9 protein-coding genes are annotated in these 16,356 nt (G+C 64.5%); 6 read left to right on the top strand and 3 right to left on the bottom strand.

Annotation, left to right across the window (positions count from 1 at the left end; all coding sequences use genetic code 11):
• Positions 1-20 precede the first annotated feature (20 nt).
• From xrtA to ACZ1JC_RS18565, 3 genes are all read left to right on the top strand, one after another.
• Entirely contained in the window at positions 21-1,541 is a 1,521-nt protein-coding gene (xrtA, locus tag ACZ1JC_RS18555; RefSeq protein WP_465138549.1) for an exosortase A, read from the top strand.
• Between the two features lie 11 nt (positions 1,542-1,552).
• Positions 1,553-3,448 carry an XrtA/PEP-CTERM system amidotransferase gene (locus ACZ1JC_RS18560; protein WP_465135475.1) on the top strand — a complete coding sequence of 632 codons (1,896 nt, stop codon included), beginning with the start codon at positions 1,553-1,555 and terminating at the stop codon, positions 3,446-3,448.
• A 221-nt stretch (positions 3,449-3,669) separates the two neighbouring features.
• Positions 3,670-5,970: an EAL domain-containing protein gene (locus ACZ1JC_RS18565; RefSeq protein ID WP_465135474.1), complete on the top strand. Its 2,301-nt coding sequence runs from the start codon at positions 3,670-3,672 to the stop codon at positions 5,968-5,970.
• Positions 5,971-6,487: 517 nt separating this feature from the next.
• Here ACZ1JC_RS18565 and zapE read toward each other — a convergent pair.
• Positions 6,488-7,603: a cell division protein ZapE gene (zapE, locus tag ACZ1JC_RS18570; RefSeq protein WP_465135473.1), complete on the bottom strand. Its 1,116-nt coding sequence runs from the start codon at positions 7,601-7,603 to the stop codon at positions 6,488-6,490.
• 142 nt (positions 7,604-7,745) lie between these two features.
• On the bottom strand, positions 7,746-8,528 hold the full coding sequence (locus ACZ1JC_RS18575; RefSeq protein ID WP_395333713.1) for a succinate dehydrogenase iron-sulfur subunit: 783 nt from the start codon (positions 8,526-8,528) through the stop codon (positions 7,746-7,748).
• A 272-nt stretch (positions 8,529-8,800) separates the two neighbouring features.
• On the opposite strand from ACZ1JC_RS18575, the gene ACZ1JC_RS18580 reads away from it, so the two are divergent.
• Entirely contained in the window at positions 8,801-9,085 is a 285-nt protein-coding gene (locus tag ACZ1JC_RS18580; protein WP_465135472.1) for a DUF4242 domain-containing protein, read from the top strand.
• Positions 9,086-9,237: 152 nt separating this feature from the next.
• Here ACZ1JC_RS18580 and ACZ1JC_RS18585 read toward each other — a convergent pair whose 3' ends face one another.
• On the bottom strand, positions 9,238-12,006 hold the full coding sequence (locus ACZ1JC_RS18585) for an Rne/Rng family ribonuclease (protein ID WP_465135471.1): 2,769 nt from the start codon (positions 12,004-12,006) through the stop codon (positions 9,238-9,240).
• Positions 12,007-12,730: 724 nt separating this feature from the next.
• On the opposite strand from ACZ1JC_RS18585, the gene ACZ1JC_RS18590 reads away from it, so the two are divergent.
• Together ACZ1JC_RS18590 and ACZ1JC_RS18595 are read left to right on the top strand one after the other, a co-directional pair.
• Entirely contained in the window at positions 12,731-13,600 is an 870-nt protein-coding gene (locus ACZ1JC_RS18590) for an N-acetylmuramoyl-L-alanine amidase family protein (protein ID WP_465135470.1), read from the top strand.
• An 89-nt stretch (positions 13,601-13,689) separates the two neighbouring features.
• Positions 13,690-16,248: a penicillin-binding protein 1A gene (locus ACZ1JC_RS18595; RefSeq protein ID WP_465135469.1), complete on the top strand. Its 2,559-nt coding sequence runs from the start codon at positions 13,690-13,692 to the stop codon at positions 16,246-16,248.
• The last annotated feature ends 108 nt before the right edge of the window (positions 16,249-16,356 follow it).

Below are 16,356 nucleotides of genomic sequence, written 5' to 3' on the forward strand. Positions count from 1 at the left end.
GATTGGCGCCGACCCTGCCCATGACCCTGCTGCCGGAAAACTGGCGCCTTGCGCTGGTGCGTGTCGCCTTGGCATGGCTGGCGCTCTTCGCGGTGTTCCTGCCCGACTGGGCGGCGATGGCACGTCAGTGGTGGGACATTTCCACCTACAATCATGTCGTGCTGATCCCGCCGATCCTTGGCTGGCTGGTATGGCAAAGGCGGGGCGAACTCGCGCGGCTGACGCCATGCGCCTGGGCGCCGGGGTTGATCCCGTTCGCCGGCGCGGGCTTCCTGTGGCTGCTGGGGGCCATCTCGGGCCTTGATCTGGCGCGGCAGGCGGGCGCGGTCGGCCTTCTGGCGGCGACGGGTCCGCTGCTGCTTGGCCCGCGCGTGACGGCCGGGCTGCTGTTTCCGCTCTGCTACATGGGCTTCCTCGTTCCGTTCGGGGAGGAACTGGTCGAAGTTCTGCAAACCCTGACGGCAGCGATCACCGTGGCGCTCACGCATCTTTCCGGCATCGACGCGCGGATCGACGGCGTGTTCATCGATACACCGGCGGGCCTGTTCGAAGTGGCTGAGGCCTGCTCGGGCGTGAAGTTCCTGATCGCCATGGTCGCCTTCGGCACGTTGGCGGCCAATGTCTGCTTCGTCGCATGGCGCAGGCGGGGGCTGTTCATGCTGGCCTGCGTGACCGTGCCCATATTGGCCAACGGCGTGCGGGCATGGGCGACGATCTATGCCGCGCAATTCGTCGGCGCCGAAAAGGCGTCCGGCTTCGACCATATCGTCTACGGCTGGATATTCTTCGCGCTGGTGCTGGCCGCCGTGATCGCGGGCGGCTGGCGCTTCTTCGACCGGCCGGTGGACGCGCCGATGATCGATGCCGCGAAGATAGAGGGCAGCCCGCTGCTGACCCGTATCGAGGCGCGGGGGAAAATTCCTGCGCTCGCGGCGTTGGTCGCCATGGCGGCGCTGGTGGCGGGTCTGCTGCTTTGGGCGCGCGGAGCCGACGCGCTGGCGGCGGCCATGCCGCAGCGGATCGATCTGCCCGAAGTGTCCGGATGGCACCGGGTGGACTACGATCCGCAGATCTGGTGGCAGCCGCGCGCGCAAGGGGCGGAGCACCGGTTGCTGGGCCGCTATGCGGACGAGGGCGGTCAGGAAGTGGACGTCTTCGTCGCCTTCTACACCAGCCAGGGCGAAGGCCGCGAGGCTGGCGGGTTCGGGCAGGGCGCTCTGATGCCGGACAGCCCATGGGCCTGGCAAGGAAATGGTCCTGCTTTCACCGACGTGCGTAGCGAGCGCCTGCTGGGCCACGGCAGCGTCGAACGCCTTGCGGTAACGTGGTTCCGCACGGGCGACATGCTGACCGGCAGCAATGCGCAGCTGAAGCTTGCCGTGATCCGTGACCACCTGCTGCTGCGTGCAAGGCCGACGATGATGCTGATCCTATCCGCCGAAGATCGCCCCGGCCGGCCCGCCAAAACTGCGATCGCCCGGTTCCTCACCGCGACGGGCGACCCGGGCGCGTGGATGGACCGCGTCGGCAAGCTCCGCTAGGCCCTTCATTTATGTGCGGGATAGCCGGAATCTACCACCTTGAGACGCCAAAACCCGTCGATCCGGCGCGGGTGGAGGCGATGTGCGATGCCATTGCGCACCGCGGCCCCGATGGGCACGGCGTGTGGACAGCGCCGGGCGTGGCGCTGGGCCACCGCCGGCTTTCGATCATCGATCTGGCCGGTTCGCCGCAGCCCATGGCCTCGCCCGATGGCCGGGCGATGCTGGTGTTCAACGGCGAAATCTACAATTTTCAGGAGCTGCGCCGCGAACTGGCCGCGCACGGCGCCGTGTTCCAGACCGAAGGCGATAGCGAGGTTATCCTGGCCGCCTGGCAGCACTGGGGGCCGGCCTGCGTTTCGCGCCTCCACGGCATGTTCGCCTTCGCCGTCTACGATCTGGAGGCACGCACGCTGTTTCTGGCGCGCGACCGGCTGGGGGTGAAGCCGCTTTACCTTGCGCCGCTCAGCGACGGCAGTCTGGCCTTTGGTTCGGAGCTGAAGGCACTGCTGGCCCACCCACTGCTGCGGCGGGAGGTCGATCCGCTGGCGGTGGAGGACTACCTCGCCTGGGGTTACGTGCCCGACGACCGCGCGATCCTGAAGGGCGTCAGCAAGCTGCCGGCCGGCCACACGCTGCTGCTGCGCCACGGCGCGCCCATGCCCCGGCCGACGCAGTATTGGGACGTTTCCTTCGCCGAACGACGCAAGGGCAGCGTGGCTGACCTTGAGGCCGAATTGCTGCATCTGATGCGCGAGGCGGTAACCTCGCGCATGGTGGCTGACGTTCCGCTGGGCGCCTTCCTCTCGGGCGGCGTGGACAGTTCCAGCGTCGTCGCGCTGATGGCGGAGGCGTCTTCGCGTCCGGTAAAGACCTGCTCGATCGGTTTCGATGTCGAGGCGCTGGACGAGACGGCCTATGCCGACGTTGTCGCACGGCGGTTTTCGACCGATCATGTATCGCGCAGGGTCTCACCAGACGATTTCGGGGCGATCGACATGCTGGCGGGCATGTTCGATGAGCCGTTTGCCGATGCGTCGGCGCTGCCGACTTGGCGCGTCTGCCAGTTGGCGCGGGAATCGGTGACCGTCGCGCTTTCGGGGGACGGTGCGGACGAGGCCCTGGCAGGATACCGCCGTCACGTGTTCCAGCATGGCGAGGATCGGGTTCGCGCGATCCTGCCGCAAGCGCTGCGCGGGCCGGTTTTCGGCGGCATGGGACGGATATGGCCCAAGGCCGACTGGGCACCCCGGCCGCTGCGTGCCAAGGCGACACTGCTCTCTTTGGCTGCGGACAGTGCGACGGGCTATGCGCGGGCGATCGGTTTTACGACGCCGGAACTGCGCGACACGCTCTATTCGGACGCGTTCCGGCGGCTGCGCGGCGATTATCGCGCGGAAGATGCGGTGATCCGCACGATGCGGAATGCGCCCGCCCGATCCGGTCTGGACCGTGCGCAATATGCCGATCTGAAGCACTGGCTGCCCGGCGATATTCTTACCAAGGTCGATCGCACCAGCATGGCGGTAAGCCTGGAAGCGCGCGAGCCGCTGCTGGACCATCGGCTGATCGAGTTCGCGGCCAGTCTGCCGGAATCGATGCGCGTGCGAGGCGGGCAGGGCAAGTGGCTGATGAAGCGCACGATGCGGCGGATGTTGCCCGATGATATTCTCTACCGGCCCAAACAGGGCTTCGTGACGCCGATCGCCCAGTGGCTGCGCGGGCCGCTGGCCGGCGCAGCGCGCGAAATCGCCACCAGTGCCACGCTGGCCCGCACGGGCTGGTTCGATTCGCGCCGGATCACGGCTGTGGCGGAGGCGCATATTGCCGGCCGGGCCGACCACGCGCGACTGCTGTGGCAACTACTTATGCTCGACAGGTCGCTCTCGCGGCTGGGAATCGCGTGAAGTTAACCGGAAAACCCGCATTCGGCCGGAAATCATCGTGAACGTCGATTAACCTAACCTATTGTTAGTAGCTTTGTCCTAGGTCGGTGCTCCAGGCCTCATCGCAGGACGTGCATGAAGATACCAGGTCGCCAATATCGGACGCTTGAGCGCGGCTTTCCCGCGCCGCGCGAATCCGTGCAATGCTGCGGCAGAGCGCGCCTTCACGGGGGCGCCGCCTAATGTCCGATATCCTCGCCCGTTTGACCCGAATCTGGAAGAGCCCGCGATTCCGCATCGTGTTCTGGGCGGCCGTGACCGGTATTCTGTTCGGTGTCAGCGGCGTCGGTCTTCCGTTGGAGGACGCGATCGTCAACGGCCGCACGATTCTGCGCTCCCATCCGTCCGACGGGCGGATTGTGATGGTGTTCCAGGACGAGCGGACACTGCAGGAACTGAACTACGCTGAAATCTCGCGCGGCGACGATGCGCGCGTCGTTGCCAGCCTGCTGCGGGCCGGGGCCGGGCACGTGTATTTTGACCGCACGCTCAGTTACATGGGCGAAGGCCAGGACAACCAGGACTTTCTGGACGTTCTCAAGGCCAATCGAGGACGGATTTTCCTGGGCGCGATGCCCAGCAGCGAAGGTAGTCGCGGCAATTATGCCGGTACGATTCCGCCGGCCGCGTACCGCACCAATGTCGGCATCGTTTCGCTGCTGGTCCTGAACCATCCGTTCAACCTGAGCGCCAGCTTGCCGTTCGCATCTGACAGTCCGATCGGGCACATCCCAAGCATATCGGCCAGGCTCGCCGGAATCACCGGATCCGAACGCGAGGTGTTCCGCCCCGACTACTCGATCGATCACTCGACGATCCCAACCGTTAGCTACGTCGACGTCCTTAAGGGGCGGCTGGACGCAAGAATCGTGCGCGGCAAGGATGTGATCATCGCGCCTGCGGCGGACATCTATCATGACATTCATCCCATGCCGACGCAGGGCTATGCGCCGGGTGCGTATTTCCACGCCATCGGCGCGGAAACCCTGCGAGGCGGCGTGCCGATCTCGCTTGGGTGGATGCCCGCCTTCGCGTTGGTGCTCGTGCTGATCATATCGGGCATCGGCCGTGGTCGCGCACTCGACGTCTATCGCTTTTCGGGGCTGGTGGTCGTTCTTGTTGGCGCGCCGCTGATGCTCGATGGACGGCATATCGGGGTGGACATCGTGCCGGCCATCGCGATGGCGGCCGTGGCGGTGTTTCGCATGCGCCATCTCGACAAGGTAGAAGTCGCCGGGGAGACCAATGCCGGCTCCGGGCTGCCCAGCGTGCAGGTATTGCGCAAGTATGAGGCTGGATCGAGCCGCATTCTGGTGGCGCTCAAGATCCGCAACTATTCCGCCATCATCGGCAGTTTCGCGGGCGAGCTGGAAGCGCAGATCGCTCATGAGATTGTGCGGCGCATCCGCATCAGCGACAGCCAGGTGGTGGTCTACCACGAAGGCGGCATGTTCCTGTGGCTCTCGACGATCCGCAGCACTTTCGACTTGTTCGAGAATCTGGAGGGGCTGCACCGCATCGTCCAGAACGGGATCCAGGTCAGCGGTCTGGATATCGACCTTTCGTTCAACTGCGGCATCGATTCCGAGTTCGACCGCCCGGTCTCCAGCCGCGTGGCCAGCGCAATGCAGTCGGCCGAGGAAGCCGTGCGCAACGACGAACTCGTCTACAAGTACGACAGCCACAAGCATGAGGCGCGCTGGGAAATCTCGCTGCTGACCCAGCTGGACCGTGCGATCGACAATGGCGAAGTCTGGGTGGCCTACCAGCCCAAGCTGGACGTCGCGAGCAATCGCGTCACCGGGGCGGAAGCGCTGGTGCGCTGGACGCATCCGGAACGCGGACCGATCAGCCCGGACAAGTTCATTCGCATTGCCGAGGAATTCCACCGGATTGAGCGCATCACCCGTTTCGTGATCAACGATGCGGTACGGGCGGCGGTAGAACTGCGACGGCAGGGGCTTGGCCTGACCATGTCGGTCAATATCTCCGCGCAGCTGCTGCGCAATCCTGGCCTGCCAACGATGATCCTCGATATCCTGGCGCTGCATGGGCTTGAGCCCGAAATGCTGATCCTGGAGATCACCGAGACTGACCGTTTGGACCGCAGCTCGCGCACGTTCCAGATGCTGCAGAAGCTGGTCCAGGCCGGTCTGCGCCTCTCGATCGACGATTTTGGCACGGGTAACGCCACCATCGATTACCTGCGTTACCTTCCGGCGAGCGAGGTCAAGATCGACAAGGTCTTCGTCCAGGCGATGGAAGCGAACAAGGAAGACCTGCTGCTGGTCCAGTCGATTGTCGACATGGCGCACTCGCAAGACCGCACGGTAGTGGCAGAAGGCGTGGAAACGCACGCCGCCCTGGAGATTCTTCGGGCCATGAACTGCGACGTCATCCAGGGGTACTATGTTTGCCGCCCTGTTCCATTCCGGGATTTGCTGACTGAAATCAAAGGGCGGGAGGCCCGCCGAACTGGTTAAAAAAGTCTTGATGACCCTTTAACCCATTGTTATCCATTGTGGCAGCCGCGGAACAGCGGCGGTTCACATGGGGTTATTACAATGACCAAGGGCATCTACGACTGGTACTGGGGCGGCTACGGCAGCAAGTAATCAGTTTCATGCGGCGTTTCTCGGGAAAGTCCCAGGAAACGCCGCAAATGAATTAAGAAAAAACCACGGAAATCCGCGAAAAATAGCCAAGCTTAAACGCTCGATTGTTTCTTAAGGATATTCCACCGCAGCGCCTCTCCGTTAAGGACCGGGCGCTTTAATTTTGCCTGGGATGAGGGTGGCAGTGCCGCAAGGCCATCGCGGGGTGGCCCGAATCGAAAGCGGCGCGAACGTCGTTCGAAGGCTGGCGGACCGTTAATTCCTTAACCGACGGGGCCAGGATTAACGGTCTTACAAAATGTTAATAGCGATTGCCGGCAGGGCGGAAGCTCTTCGAAGCGGGCTTCGTTAACGCTTACCGGCACCGAAATTGCCGGTAGCGGCGTCAGTCTTCGCCGTGGCCCAGTGCCAGATATTCGGCGCTCTGCATCTCGTTGAGACGGCTGACGGTGCGCTCGAATTCGAAGCGGCCATCGCCGGCTTCGTAAAGCTCCTCAGGCGGCGCATCGGCGGCCGCGATCAGCTTCACCTTGTGCTCGTAGAGGGCGTCGATCAGCGTCACGAAGCGTGCGGCTTCGTTGCGGCGATCCGGGCCCATCTTCGGAATGCCGACGATGATCACGGTGTGATAGGCGCGGGCCACCGCAAGGTAGTCCGCCGCGCCGCGTGCCTCGCCGCAGAGGCGCTTGAAGCTGAACACGCCCACGCCCTTCAGGCTCTTGGGCACGTGCAGCATACGCCCGCCGCCCACGTCCAGTTCGGCCGAGGGAACGTGCTCGCTGTCCTCGGGCGGATAGTCGGTCAGGCGGTAGAACGCCTCGCGCGTCTGGTCGGTCGCTTCCTCGCCCAGCGGATAGTGCCAGGTGTCCATGCCGCCCAGGCGGTGCAGACGATAGTCGGTCGGGCCGTTCAGCGTCAGCACGTCCAGTTCCTTCTCGATCAGGTCGATGAAAGGCAGGAAATGCTCGCGGTTGAGGCCGTTCTTGTAGAGGTCCTTGGGCGCGCGGTTGGAGGTGGTGACGATGGTCACGCCCTCGTTGGTGATCAGGTGCGTGAACAGCCGGCTCATGATCATGGCATCGGCGGAATTGTTGACGACCATCTCGTCGAAAGCGAGGCAGCGCACGTCCTTGGCGATGGCCGCAGCCACCGGCGGTATGGGATCGCCGCTTTCCTTCTTGCGCTCATCGCGCAGGCGCGCATGCACTTCCAGCATGAAGGCATGGAAATGGATGCGGCGCTTGTCGGGAATGTCGAGCGTGTTGTGGAACAGGTCCATCAGCATCGACTTGCCGCGCCCGACGCCGCCCCACATGTAGAGGCCGCGCGGCGGATGCGCCTTCTTGCCCAGCAGCTTGCCGATCAGGCCCGAGGCCGCATTGGCCTTGTAAAGCTCTCGCTGGAGCCGATCGAGGCGCTGTGCGGCAGCGGCCTGCTCCGGGTCGGAGCGCAGCTCGCCGGTCGCAACCAGCGTCTCGTAGCGTTCGAGCATTGCAGTCATGATAGCGTGACAGGCGTGAGCATTCGGAATGAGGCGATGAAGACGGAACACATGGAACAGCCGGTGTAGACCCGCATATCGGGTCCGCACCGGGCTGCGTCAATCCGGCTCACTGCAACGATCCGCCAGCCAAAAGGCCTGATCAGACCTGGCGCTCTGCCTGCATCTTCTTGATTTCGGCAATTGCGCGCGCGGGCGAGAGGCCCTTCGGGCAGACGTTCGCGCAGTTCATGATGGTGTGGCAGCGATAGAGGCGGAAGGGATCTTCCAGTTCGTCCAGACGCTCGCCGGTCATCTCGTCGCGGCTGTCGGCCAGCCAGCGGTAAGCCTGCAGCAGGATCGCCGGGCCCAGGAACTTGTCCGAATTCCACCAGTAGCTGGGGCACGAGGTGGAGCAGCAGGCGCACAGGATGCACTCGTAGAGGCCGTCCAGCTTTTCGCGCTGTTCGGGGCTCTGCAGGCGCTCCTTGCCCGAAGGCGTGGTCGAAACCGTCTGCAGCCAGGGACGGATCGAGGCGTACTGCGCGTAGAAGTGCGTGAAATCGGGGACGAGGTCCTTGATCACTTCCATATGCGGCAGCGGGGTGATGCGGATGTCACCCTTCAGATCCTCGATCGCGGTGGTGCAGGCGAGGCCGTTCTTGCCGTTGATGTTCATCGCGCAGGAACCGCAGATTCCTTCGCGGCACGAACGGCGGAAGGTGAGCGAGGGATCCTGCTCGCTCTTCATCTTGATCAGCGCGTCGAGAACCATCGGACCGCACTTGTCGAGATCGATCTCGAACGTGTCGTAGCGGGGATTCTCGCCCGAATCAGGGTCGTAGCGATAGACGGTGAACTTCTTGGCGTGCGTCGCCCCGACGGCCTTGTGGACGTTGCCCTGCTTCTTGATCTTGCTGTTGGCCGGGAGGGTGAAGGTCGCCATGAAAAATCCCCGTGATCTTGCACTGCGGCATGAACCGCGACTGTTGCCCCTCCCTCTAGCGATTGTGCGGCGCGTAGCAAGCGCAACTGTGCACGCCGTGGCGGATTGCAAGTGTCTTGACGCGAAACGCAAGCGGTTTGCGGCCGTGGGAGAGCGGGGCTCCTCCGAATTTGCAGGCGGAACCGGCCCGTTTTCGCGGTATTCTACGCCGATGTTTGGGCCGCGCGGTGCGGATGCACCGCCCGGGCGGATCGACGGAAAGGATGCAGGCGATGATGAAGCGTTACGTGATCGAGCGGGATCTGCCGGGCGTGGGTACCATGAGCGAGTCGGAACTGGGCGGCGCGGCGAAAGTGTCCAACGATGCGCTTGCGAAAATTCCCTGCCTGCAGTGGGAGCATTCCTACGTTACCGGCAACAAGACGTTCTGCATCTACCTTGCCGAAAGCGAGGACCGCATTCGCGAACATGCGGACAAGTCCGGCTTTCCCGCCACGCGTATCACCGAAGTGACCGCCATCATCGACCCCACGACCGAGCGCTGCATTCTCGGCTGATCGCGGTGATTGCGGTCGGGCGCGAGGAAGGGCGAGGGCAGGAACGTGAGTAGGGGGCATGAAAAAGGCCCCGCATGTTGCCATGCGGGGCCTTGTTTCTGGCGGAGGTCCGTGAAGACCGTCAGGCGTTCACAGGATTGCTCGCCGCCGGATTACTCACCGAACGTGCGCTGCCACCAGCCGCGACGCGGTGCGGCTTCGGCTTCCTCGGTCGCTGCAACCGCTTCTGCCGGAGCAGGCTCGGGCGTGGCTTCCGCAACCGGTTCGGCCACGGGCTCAGCGGCTGCTTCGGCGGGTTCGGCCTTCTTGCGACGGGTGCGCTTGGGCTTTTCCGCAGCCGGGGCAGGGGCTTCCTCGGCCGCCACTGCGGCCACGGCCTCGACGGCATCAGCCTTCTTGCGACGGGTGCGCTTGGGCTTTTCCGCAGCCGGAGCAGGGGCTTCCTCAGCCACCACTTCGGCAACCGGCTCGGCAGCGGCTTCGACGGCATCGGCCTTCTTGCGACGGGTGCGCTTGGGCTTTTCCGCGGCCGGGGCAGGGGCTTCCTCAGCCACCACTTCGGCAACCGGTTCAGCGGCGACCTCGACCGCATCGGCCTTCTTGCGGCGCGTGCGCTTCTTGGGCGCAGGCGCTTCCTCGGCCTCGACGGCGACCGGTTCGGCCACGACTTCGATGGCTTCGACGACGACAGTCTCTTCGACGAGGTCACCGTCTTCGCTCACGTCGCCGGCTTCTGCGCCATTCTCACCGTTTTCGCCGTTGCGACGGTTGCGACGGCGGCGGCCACCACGACGGCGGCGCTTGCGTGGGGCTTCGCTGCCATCGTCCTCGCCAGTGCCTTCGGCTGCCGCGACGCTGTCGTCATCGCCTTCCGCGTCGGCTTCGTCGCCTTCGCCGGCTTCGTCCTCGGCTTCGGCGTCTTCGGAGACCTGCTCGTCCTGACGGTCGCGATTGCGGCCACGGCGACGCTTGCGGCGCTTGCGGCGGGCACCGCCTTCACCGTCCTCGTCCTCGCCGCGCGAGCGTGCTTCCTCGCGCTCTTCTTCCTCGAACTCGTCCTCTTCGTCGATGAAGTCGTCTTCGACATCTTCGGCGATGGGGTCGAAGCGCGGAACGAATTCGTTGCGCGGGCCGGAGGAGATGACGCGCATCTTCGCGCCTTCGTTCTCACCCTCGGGGATCACTTCGACGTTGACGCCGTAACGGTCCTCGATGTCGGCAAGGTCGGCGCGCTTGGCGTTGAGCAGGTAGATCGCCGCTTCGGTCGACGCGAAGAGCGAAACCACGACGCCCTTGCCCTTGGCGGCTTCGTCCTCGATCAGGCGCAGCGCCGAAAGGCCGGCGGAGCTGGCGGTGCGGACCAGGCCGGTGCCGTCGCAGTGCGGGCACGAGCGGGTGGTCGCTTCCAGAACGCCCGTGCGCAGGCGCTGGCGGCTCATTTCCATCAGGCCGAAGCTGGAAATGCGGCCCACCTGGATGCGCGCGCGGTCGTTCTTCAGCGCTTCCTTCATCGCCTTCTCGACCTTGCGGACGTTGGAGCCGTACTCCATGTCGATGAAGTCGATGACGACAAGGCCGGCCATGTCGCGCAGGCGAAGCTGGCGGGCGATTTCCTGCGCGGCTTCGAGGTTGGTGGCGACGGCCGTCTGCTCGATGCCGTGCTCCTTGGTGGCGCGGCCCGAGTTGATGTCGATCGAGACCAGCGCCTCGGTCGGGTTGATGACGATGTAGCCGCCCGAGCGGAGCTGCACGACCGGGTCGTACATGGCGGTCAGCTGGTCTTCGGCGCCGAAGCGCTGGAACAGCGGAACCGGATCGGCGTAAGGCTTAACCTTGCGGCCGTGGCTGGGCATCAGGAGCTTCATGAAGTCCTTCGCCGCGCGATAGCCTTCCTCGCCCTCGACGATCACTTCCTCGATGTCGCGGTTATAGATGTCGCGGATGGCGCGCTTGATCAGGTCGCTGTCCGAGTGGATCAGCGCCGGCGCGGCCGAACGCAGCGTCTGTTCGCGCAGTTCGTCCCAGAGGCGGGCGAGGTAGTCGAAGTCGCGCTTGATCTCGGTCTTGGTGCGCTGGAGGCCGGCGGTGCGGACGATGCAGCCCATCGAACGCGGCAGTTCCAGTTCGGCGATGATCGACTTCAGGCGCTTGCGGTCCGAAGCCGAGCTGATCTTGCGGCTGATGCCGCCGCCGTGGCTGGAATTCGGCATGAGCACGCAGTAGCGGCCGGCAAGGCTGAGGTAGGTGGTGAGGGCAGCGCCCTTGTTGCCGCGCTCTTCCTTCACGACCTGAACCAGCAGCACCTGACGGCGGTGGATCACGTCCTGGATTTTGTAGCGGCGGCGCAGCGCCATGCGCTTGGCGCGCAGTTCGTCGGCTTCCTTCGAGCGACCACCGCTGCGGCCGCCCTGACGGCGACCACGGCCACGACGGCCACGGCCCGAATTGTCTTCCTCGGCTGCTTCTTCTTCCGAAGTTTCGAAGCCGTTCTCGACGTTGCCGTCCTCGATCGTGGCGACCTGGTCCTTCTCGGACGTGTCGACCTCGGTCAGGCCGCCTTCCTCGAAGCCTTCGCCGCCTTCCTCATCCTCGTCATCGCCTTCCGAAGCGCGCAGGGCGGCTTCTTCCTCGGCATGGGCGGCTTCTTCCGCCAGCAGGGCCTCGCGGTCCTCCTTCGGGATCTGGTAGTAGTCGGGATGGATTTCGCTGAAAGCCAGGAAGCCGTGGCGATTCCCGCCAAAGTCAACGAACGCCGCCTGCAGCGAAGGTTCCACGCGGGTAACCTTCGCCAGGTAGATGTTGCCCTTTATCTGCTTCTTGTCGGCCGATTCGAAATCGAACTCTTCAATGCGATTTCCCTTGAGTACCGCCACCCGCGTTTCTTCCGGGTGGCGCGCATCGATGAGCATGCGCGTTGCCATTGTGTATTCTCCATGCGCGCTCGGTCCCGGCCTCTGGGGCGGTGACGGCGCGATCCTGTTCGTGAATGTCCGCTGCCTCGGCGCAAGGCCGGCCGGATGCGGCTGGGCCTGCTGAGCGAGTGCTCGCTTCGGCGCGGACGGGGGTAAAGGTGAAGTGGGGGCCGTTGTTCGGCGCCCGCAGTGCGACTCTTTTGTCTATCGCCCGTGCAGGCATGTCCGATGACATGCCGTGGGGCGTGATCGTGTCTGCGAGAGACAGTTCGCGTGGCGATACTGGACACGCGGAAAATTGCGACCACACCACCCATGCCCCTTCGGGCATCGGCTGGCAGGGCGGCAATTGGCTTCTCATCTCTCGCGTCAACCTGTTCGTACCGGACGGAATTTATCCGGTTTGGCGACCGGGGTGCTGGCTTCGTCGGTCTCGACCGGCGGCATATGGGAATGCACTTGCCGGATGGCGATGACCCGAAGCTTCGTTTCCCCGGAACGAAAGGGCCTAGCATTCATGGCCTTGCACTACAAGGTCATTGCCATGCTTTCATGCGACTCCGGAGCAACAATCTTGACTTTGTCTTTTCCGAGTCCCGGATAAGGTTGTTGCGCCGATCCGGATCGCGGCTCGCATTCTGTTGCGCGCTGGGCAAATTTTCGCTGATAAGCCGGGGAAACCGCGCGGCTGGGGGATTGCCCCGTGCCGAGGTTACGGCATAGCCACTGCCCTATGTCGCCCAACCTGCAAAAGGTTCTGCTGTTTTCGGCGCCGCTGGCGCTGCTGGTGGCCTTGCCCGTGCTCTGGCCGCATCTGGCGGTTTCGGTGCGTGATCTGGACTATGTGGTGCGCTTCGATCTGCCCGCTGCCGATGCGCCGGTAGGCCTGCCTCGTGTGGACGGACCGGCCGATGCCAGCCGTCCGCTGGTCGTCATCGACGCCGGTCACGGCGGGTTCGATCCCGGTGCCGGGCTGGGCGACGTTCGCGAGAAGAACGTGGCGCTGCAGATCGCGTTGGCGATCCGCGAGAAATTGCTGGCCAGCGGCGGTATTCGCGTGGCGCTGACGCGCGACACCGATCGTTTCATCGCACTTGGAGATCGGCCGGATATCGCCCGGCGCCTGAATGCGGACCTGTTCCTGTCGATCCATGCCGACAGCGCCGATAGCGACGGTGCGCGCGGCGCCAGCGTCTACGTCCTTTCCGAAAGGGGATCGAGCGAGGCGGCGGAACGTTTCGCCGCGCGCGAAAACCAGTCGGGCAAAGTCAACGGCGTGGCGCTGACGCAGACCAGCCAGGATGTCGGCGCGATCCTGCTCGATCTTTCGCAGCGCGGCGCGCAGGCCGGATCGAGCCAGTTCGCCGGGCTGATCCTGCGCGAAATGCAGGACGGCGGCATCGGCCTGCACCGCGACCAGATCGAAACGGCGGCGCTGGCGGTGCTGAAGGCGCCGGATATCCCGTCCGTCCTGTTCGAAACGGGCTACATCAACAATCCGGACGATGCGCGTTTCCTTACCTCGCGCGAAGGGCAGGCGCAGCTTTCCGAAGCCGCCGCGCGGGCGGTGCGCGCATGGTTCGCGCGCCGGGCCGGGGCGTGACGGATGGGCATCGTCGGACGCGAAAAGCGCGCGGCGGATCGTCTCCAGACTGGCCTAGCACAAAATCCCCATGCTAGAGGGCGGTCGCAATGACTGACGATACCAGCGAAAACGGTGCCGAGCAGGCTCCCGAGGATGCCCACTTCCGCCTGCGTCGCGGCGCCCGTGCTTCCCTGGCGGGACGGTTCGATGGGCTGCGCAAGGCATGGCGCGAACGCAAGTGGCTGCGCCGCTTCGGCTATCTGGGCGCGGTGGGCCTGATTGGCGTAGGCAGCCTCTACATCGTCGTCGCGCACGACCTGCCCGATGCGAACAAGCTGCTGGAATACCAACCACCGCTGCCCACGATGGTGCGCGGTGTCGATGGCAACATCGTCTATTCCTATGCCCGCGAACGCCGCGTGCAGCTGCGCTATGTCGACTTTCCGCCCAAGCTGATCGACGCTTTCCTCTCTGCCGAAGACAAGACGTTCTGGACGCACGGCGGCGTCGATTTCGGCGGTCTGGCCGGCGCGGTGGTGGACTATGCCACCAAGCTGGGCACCGGCGGCCGCGCGCGCGGCGGTTCCACGATCACCCAGCAGGTGGCGAAGAACATCCTGATCGGCGACGAATATTCCGTCACGCGCAAACTGAAGGAAATGATCGTTGCCCGCCGCATCGAGGGCGTGCTGAACAAGCAGCAGATACTTGAGCTTTACCTCAACGAAATTCCGCTGGGCCGCCAGAGCTTCGGCGTGCAGGCCGCCGCGCGTGCCTATTTCGGCAAGGACGTGGATCAGCTTGACCTGCATGAAGCGGCATTCCTGGCGATCCTGCCCAAGGCGCCCGAACGCTATGGCCGCAAGCAGTACGAGGAAATGGCGATCACCCGCCGCAACTGGGTGCTCGATCAGATGGTCGACAATGGCTGGGCCACGCGCGCTGAAGCCGATGCCGCCAAGGCGCAGCCGCTGGGCCTGATCGCCCGCCGCGTCGAAACCTACGATACCGCCAACGCCTACTTCATCGAGGAAGTGCGCCGCCGCCTGATCGACCAGTATGGCGAAAAGGCAGAGGACGGCCCGAACAGCGTCTATGCCGGCGGCCTCTGGGTGCGCACGTCGCTGGATACGGAGATGCAGAAGGCCGTGCGCGATTCCCTGCGTGCGGGCCTGCTGAACTACCAGGGCGGCCGCGAGTGGGCGCGCCCGATTGCGCACATCAACAATCTCGATAACTGGCAGACCGAACTGATCGTTTCCAACAAGACGATCGACTACAAGGACTGGCGCATCGGTGTGATCCTTGATCGTTCCGGCAGCGGATCGGGCGGTACTGGCCGCATCGGCTTCTCGGACGGCAGCACGGGCACGCTCACCAATATCGCCGAGGCTGCTCGGGCGGGCGACGTGGTGGCGGTGGCGCCGGTGTCCGGCGATACCTATGCGCTGCGCACGATCCCGGAAGTTTCGGGCGGCATGATGATGGAGCAGCCCGGCAGCGGGCGCATCGTTGCCATGCAGGGCGGCTTCGACGCGGGCCTCGATTCGTTCAACCGTGCGGTTCAGGCCGAACGACAGCCGGGTTCGACGATCAAGCCTTTCGTCTACGCCACTGCGCTGCAATACGGCATGACGCCGGCTACGCAGGTGCTGGACGGCACGTTCTGCGTCTATCAGGGCGCGGCGCTGGGCGACAAATGCTTCCGCAACTTCAATGGTGAAGGCGGCGCCGGCAGCCACACGATGCGTTGGGGCCTTGAACAGTCGCGCAACCTGATGACCGTGCGCATTGCCAACGACACCGGAATGCCGCGTGTTATCAAGACGTTCCACAACGTCGGCATCGGCGATTACAAGGCCTATCTGTCCTTCGCGCTGGGCGCGGGCGAGACGACCGTGGCGCGCATGGTCAACGCCTATTCGGCGCTGGCGAACAACGGCGTGCAGTTCCAGTCTTCGCCCATCGACTATATTCAGGATCGCAACGGCAAGGTCATCTGGAAATCGGACAATCGCCGCTGCGACACCTGCAACATGGCCAACTGGGATGGCAAGCCGATGCCGCGCATCGCCCGCCGCGGCAAGCAGGTGCTGGATGCGCCGACAGCCTATCAGGTGGTCCATATGCTGGAAGGCGTGGTGACGCGCGGTACCGCCGTGCGTCTGCGCGAACTCAACATGCCGCTGTTCGGCAAGACCGGCACTACCAACGGCCCGACCGACGTGTGGTTCATGGGCGGCACGCAGGACTATGTCGGCGGCGTCTACCTCGGTTACGACAACCCGCGTTCGCTGGGCGGCTATGCCCAGGGCGGCCGCATTGCCGCGCCCATCTTTAAGCAGGTGGTGGAGGCGACGCGCCCGCGCTGGGGCATGCAGCCCTTCATTGCCCCGGCTGGTATCCGCATGGTCCGCATCGACCGCGTGACCGGCAAGCGGGTGATGGGCGTGGAGCCCAGCGACGATCCGAAGGCGGCGGTGATCTGGGAAGCGTTCAAGCCCGACACCGAACCGCGCCAGTACACGCCGGAGGATGAATTCACCCGCCGCCGCGATGCGCTGGTGGCCGAAATCCGCCACGCCCGCGATGCACGGCAGGCGGCGAGTGCGGAGAACTCCGGCGACATGACCAACTTCATCGAGGAACAAGGCGGGGTTTATTGAGGATCAAGCGGCCCGGGCGGATGATCGCCCGGGCCGCTTCGTATCTGTCTCGCCAGAATAACAAAGCAAGGTTAGGATCCGCTCCATAACAGGGAGAGAGGATCCATC

The organism is Sphingomonas sp. BL-S-28, assembly GCF_055521515.1.

Excerpts from the sequence above, each read along its gene's own strand:
- xrtA (WP_465138549.1), top strand. The coding sequence starts at position 21 with ATGACCCTGCTGCCGGAAAACTGGCGCCTTGCGCTGGTGCGTGTCGCC.
- ACZ1JC_RS18595 (WP_465135469.1), top strand. The coding sequence starts at position 13,690 with ATGACTGACGATACCAGCGAAAACGGTGCCGAGCAGGCTCCCGAGGAT.
- zapE (WP_465135473.1), bottom strand. The coding sequence starts at position 7,603 with ATGACTGCAATGCTCGAACGCTACGAGACGCTGGTTGCGACCGGCGAG.
- ACZ1JC_RS18585 (WP_465135471.1), bottom strand. The coding sequence starts at position 12,006 with ATGGCAACGCGCATGCTCATCGATGCGCGCCACCCGGAAGAAACGCGG.
- ACZ1JC_RS18580 (WP_465135472.1), top strand. The coding sequence starts at position 8,801 with ATGATGAAGCGTTACGTGATCGAGCGGGATCTGCCGGGCGTGGGTACC.
- ACZ1JC_RS18560 (WP_465135475.1), top strand. The coding sequence starts at position 1,553 with ATGTGCGGGATAGCCGGAATCTACCACCTTGAGACGCCAAAACCCGTC.
- ACZ1JC_RS18590 (WP_465135470.1), top strand. The coding sequence starts at position 12,731 with ATGTCGCCCAACCTGCAAAAGGTTCTGCTGTTTTCGGCGCCGCTGGCG.
- ACZ1JC_RS18565 (WP_465135474.1), top strand. The coding sequence starts at position 3,670 with ATGTCCGATATCCTCGCCCGTTTGACCCGAATCTGGAAGAGCCCGCGA.
- ACZ1JC_RS18575 (WP_395333713.1), bottom strand. The coding sequence starts at position 8,528 with ATGGCGACCTTCACCCTCCCGGCCAACAGCAAGATCAAGAAGCAGGGC.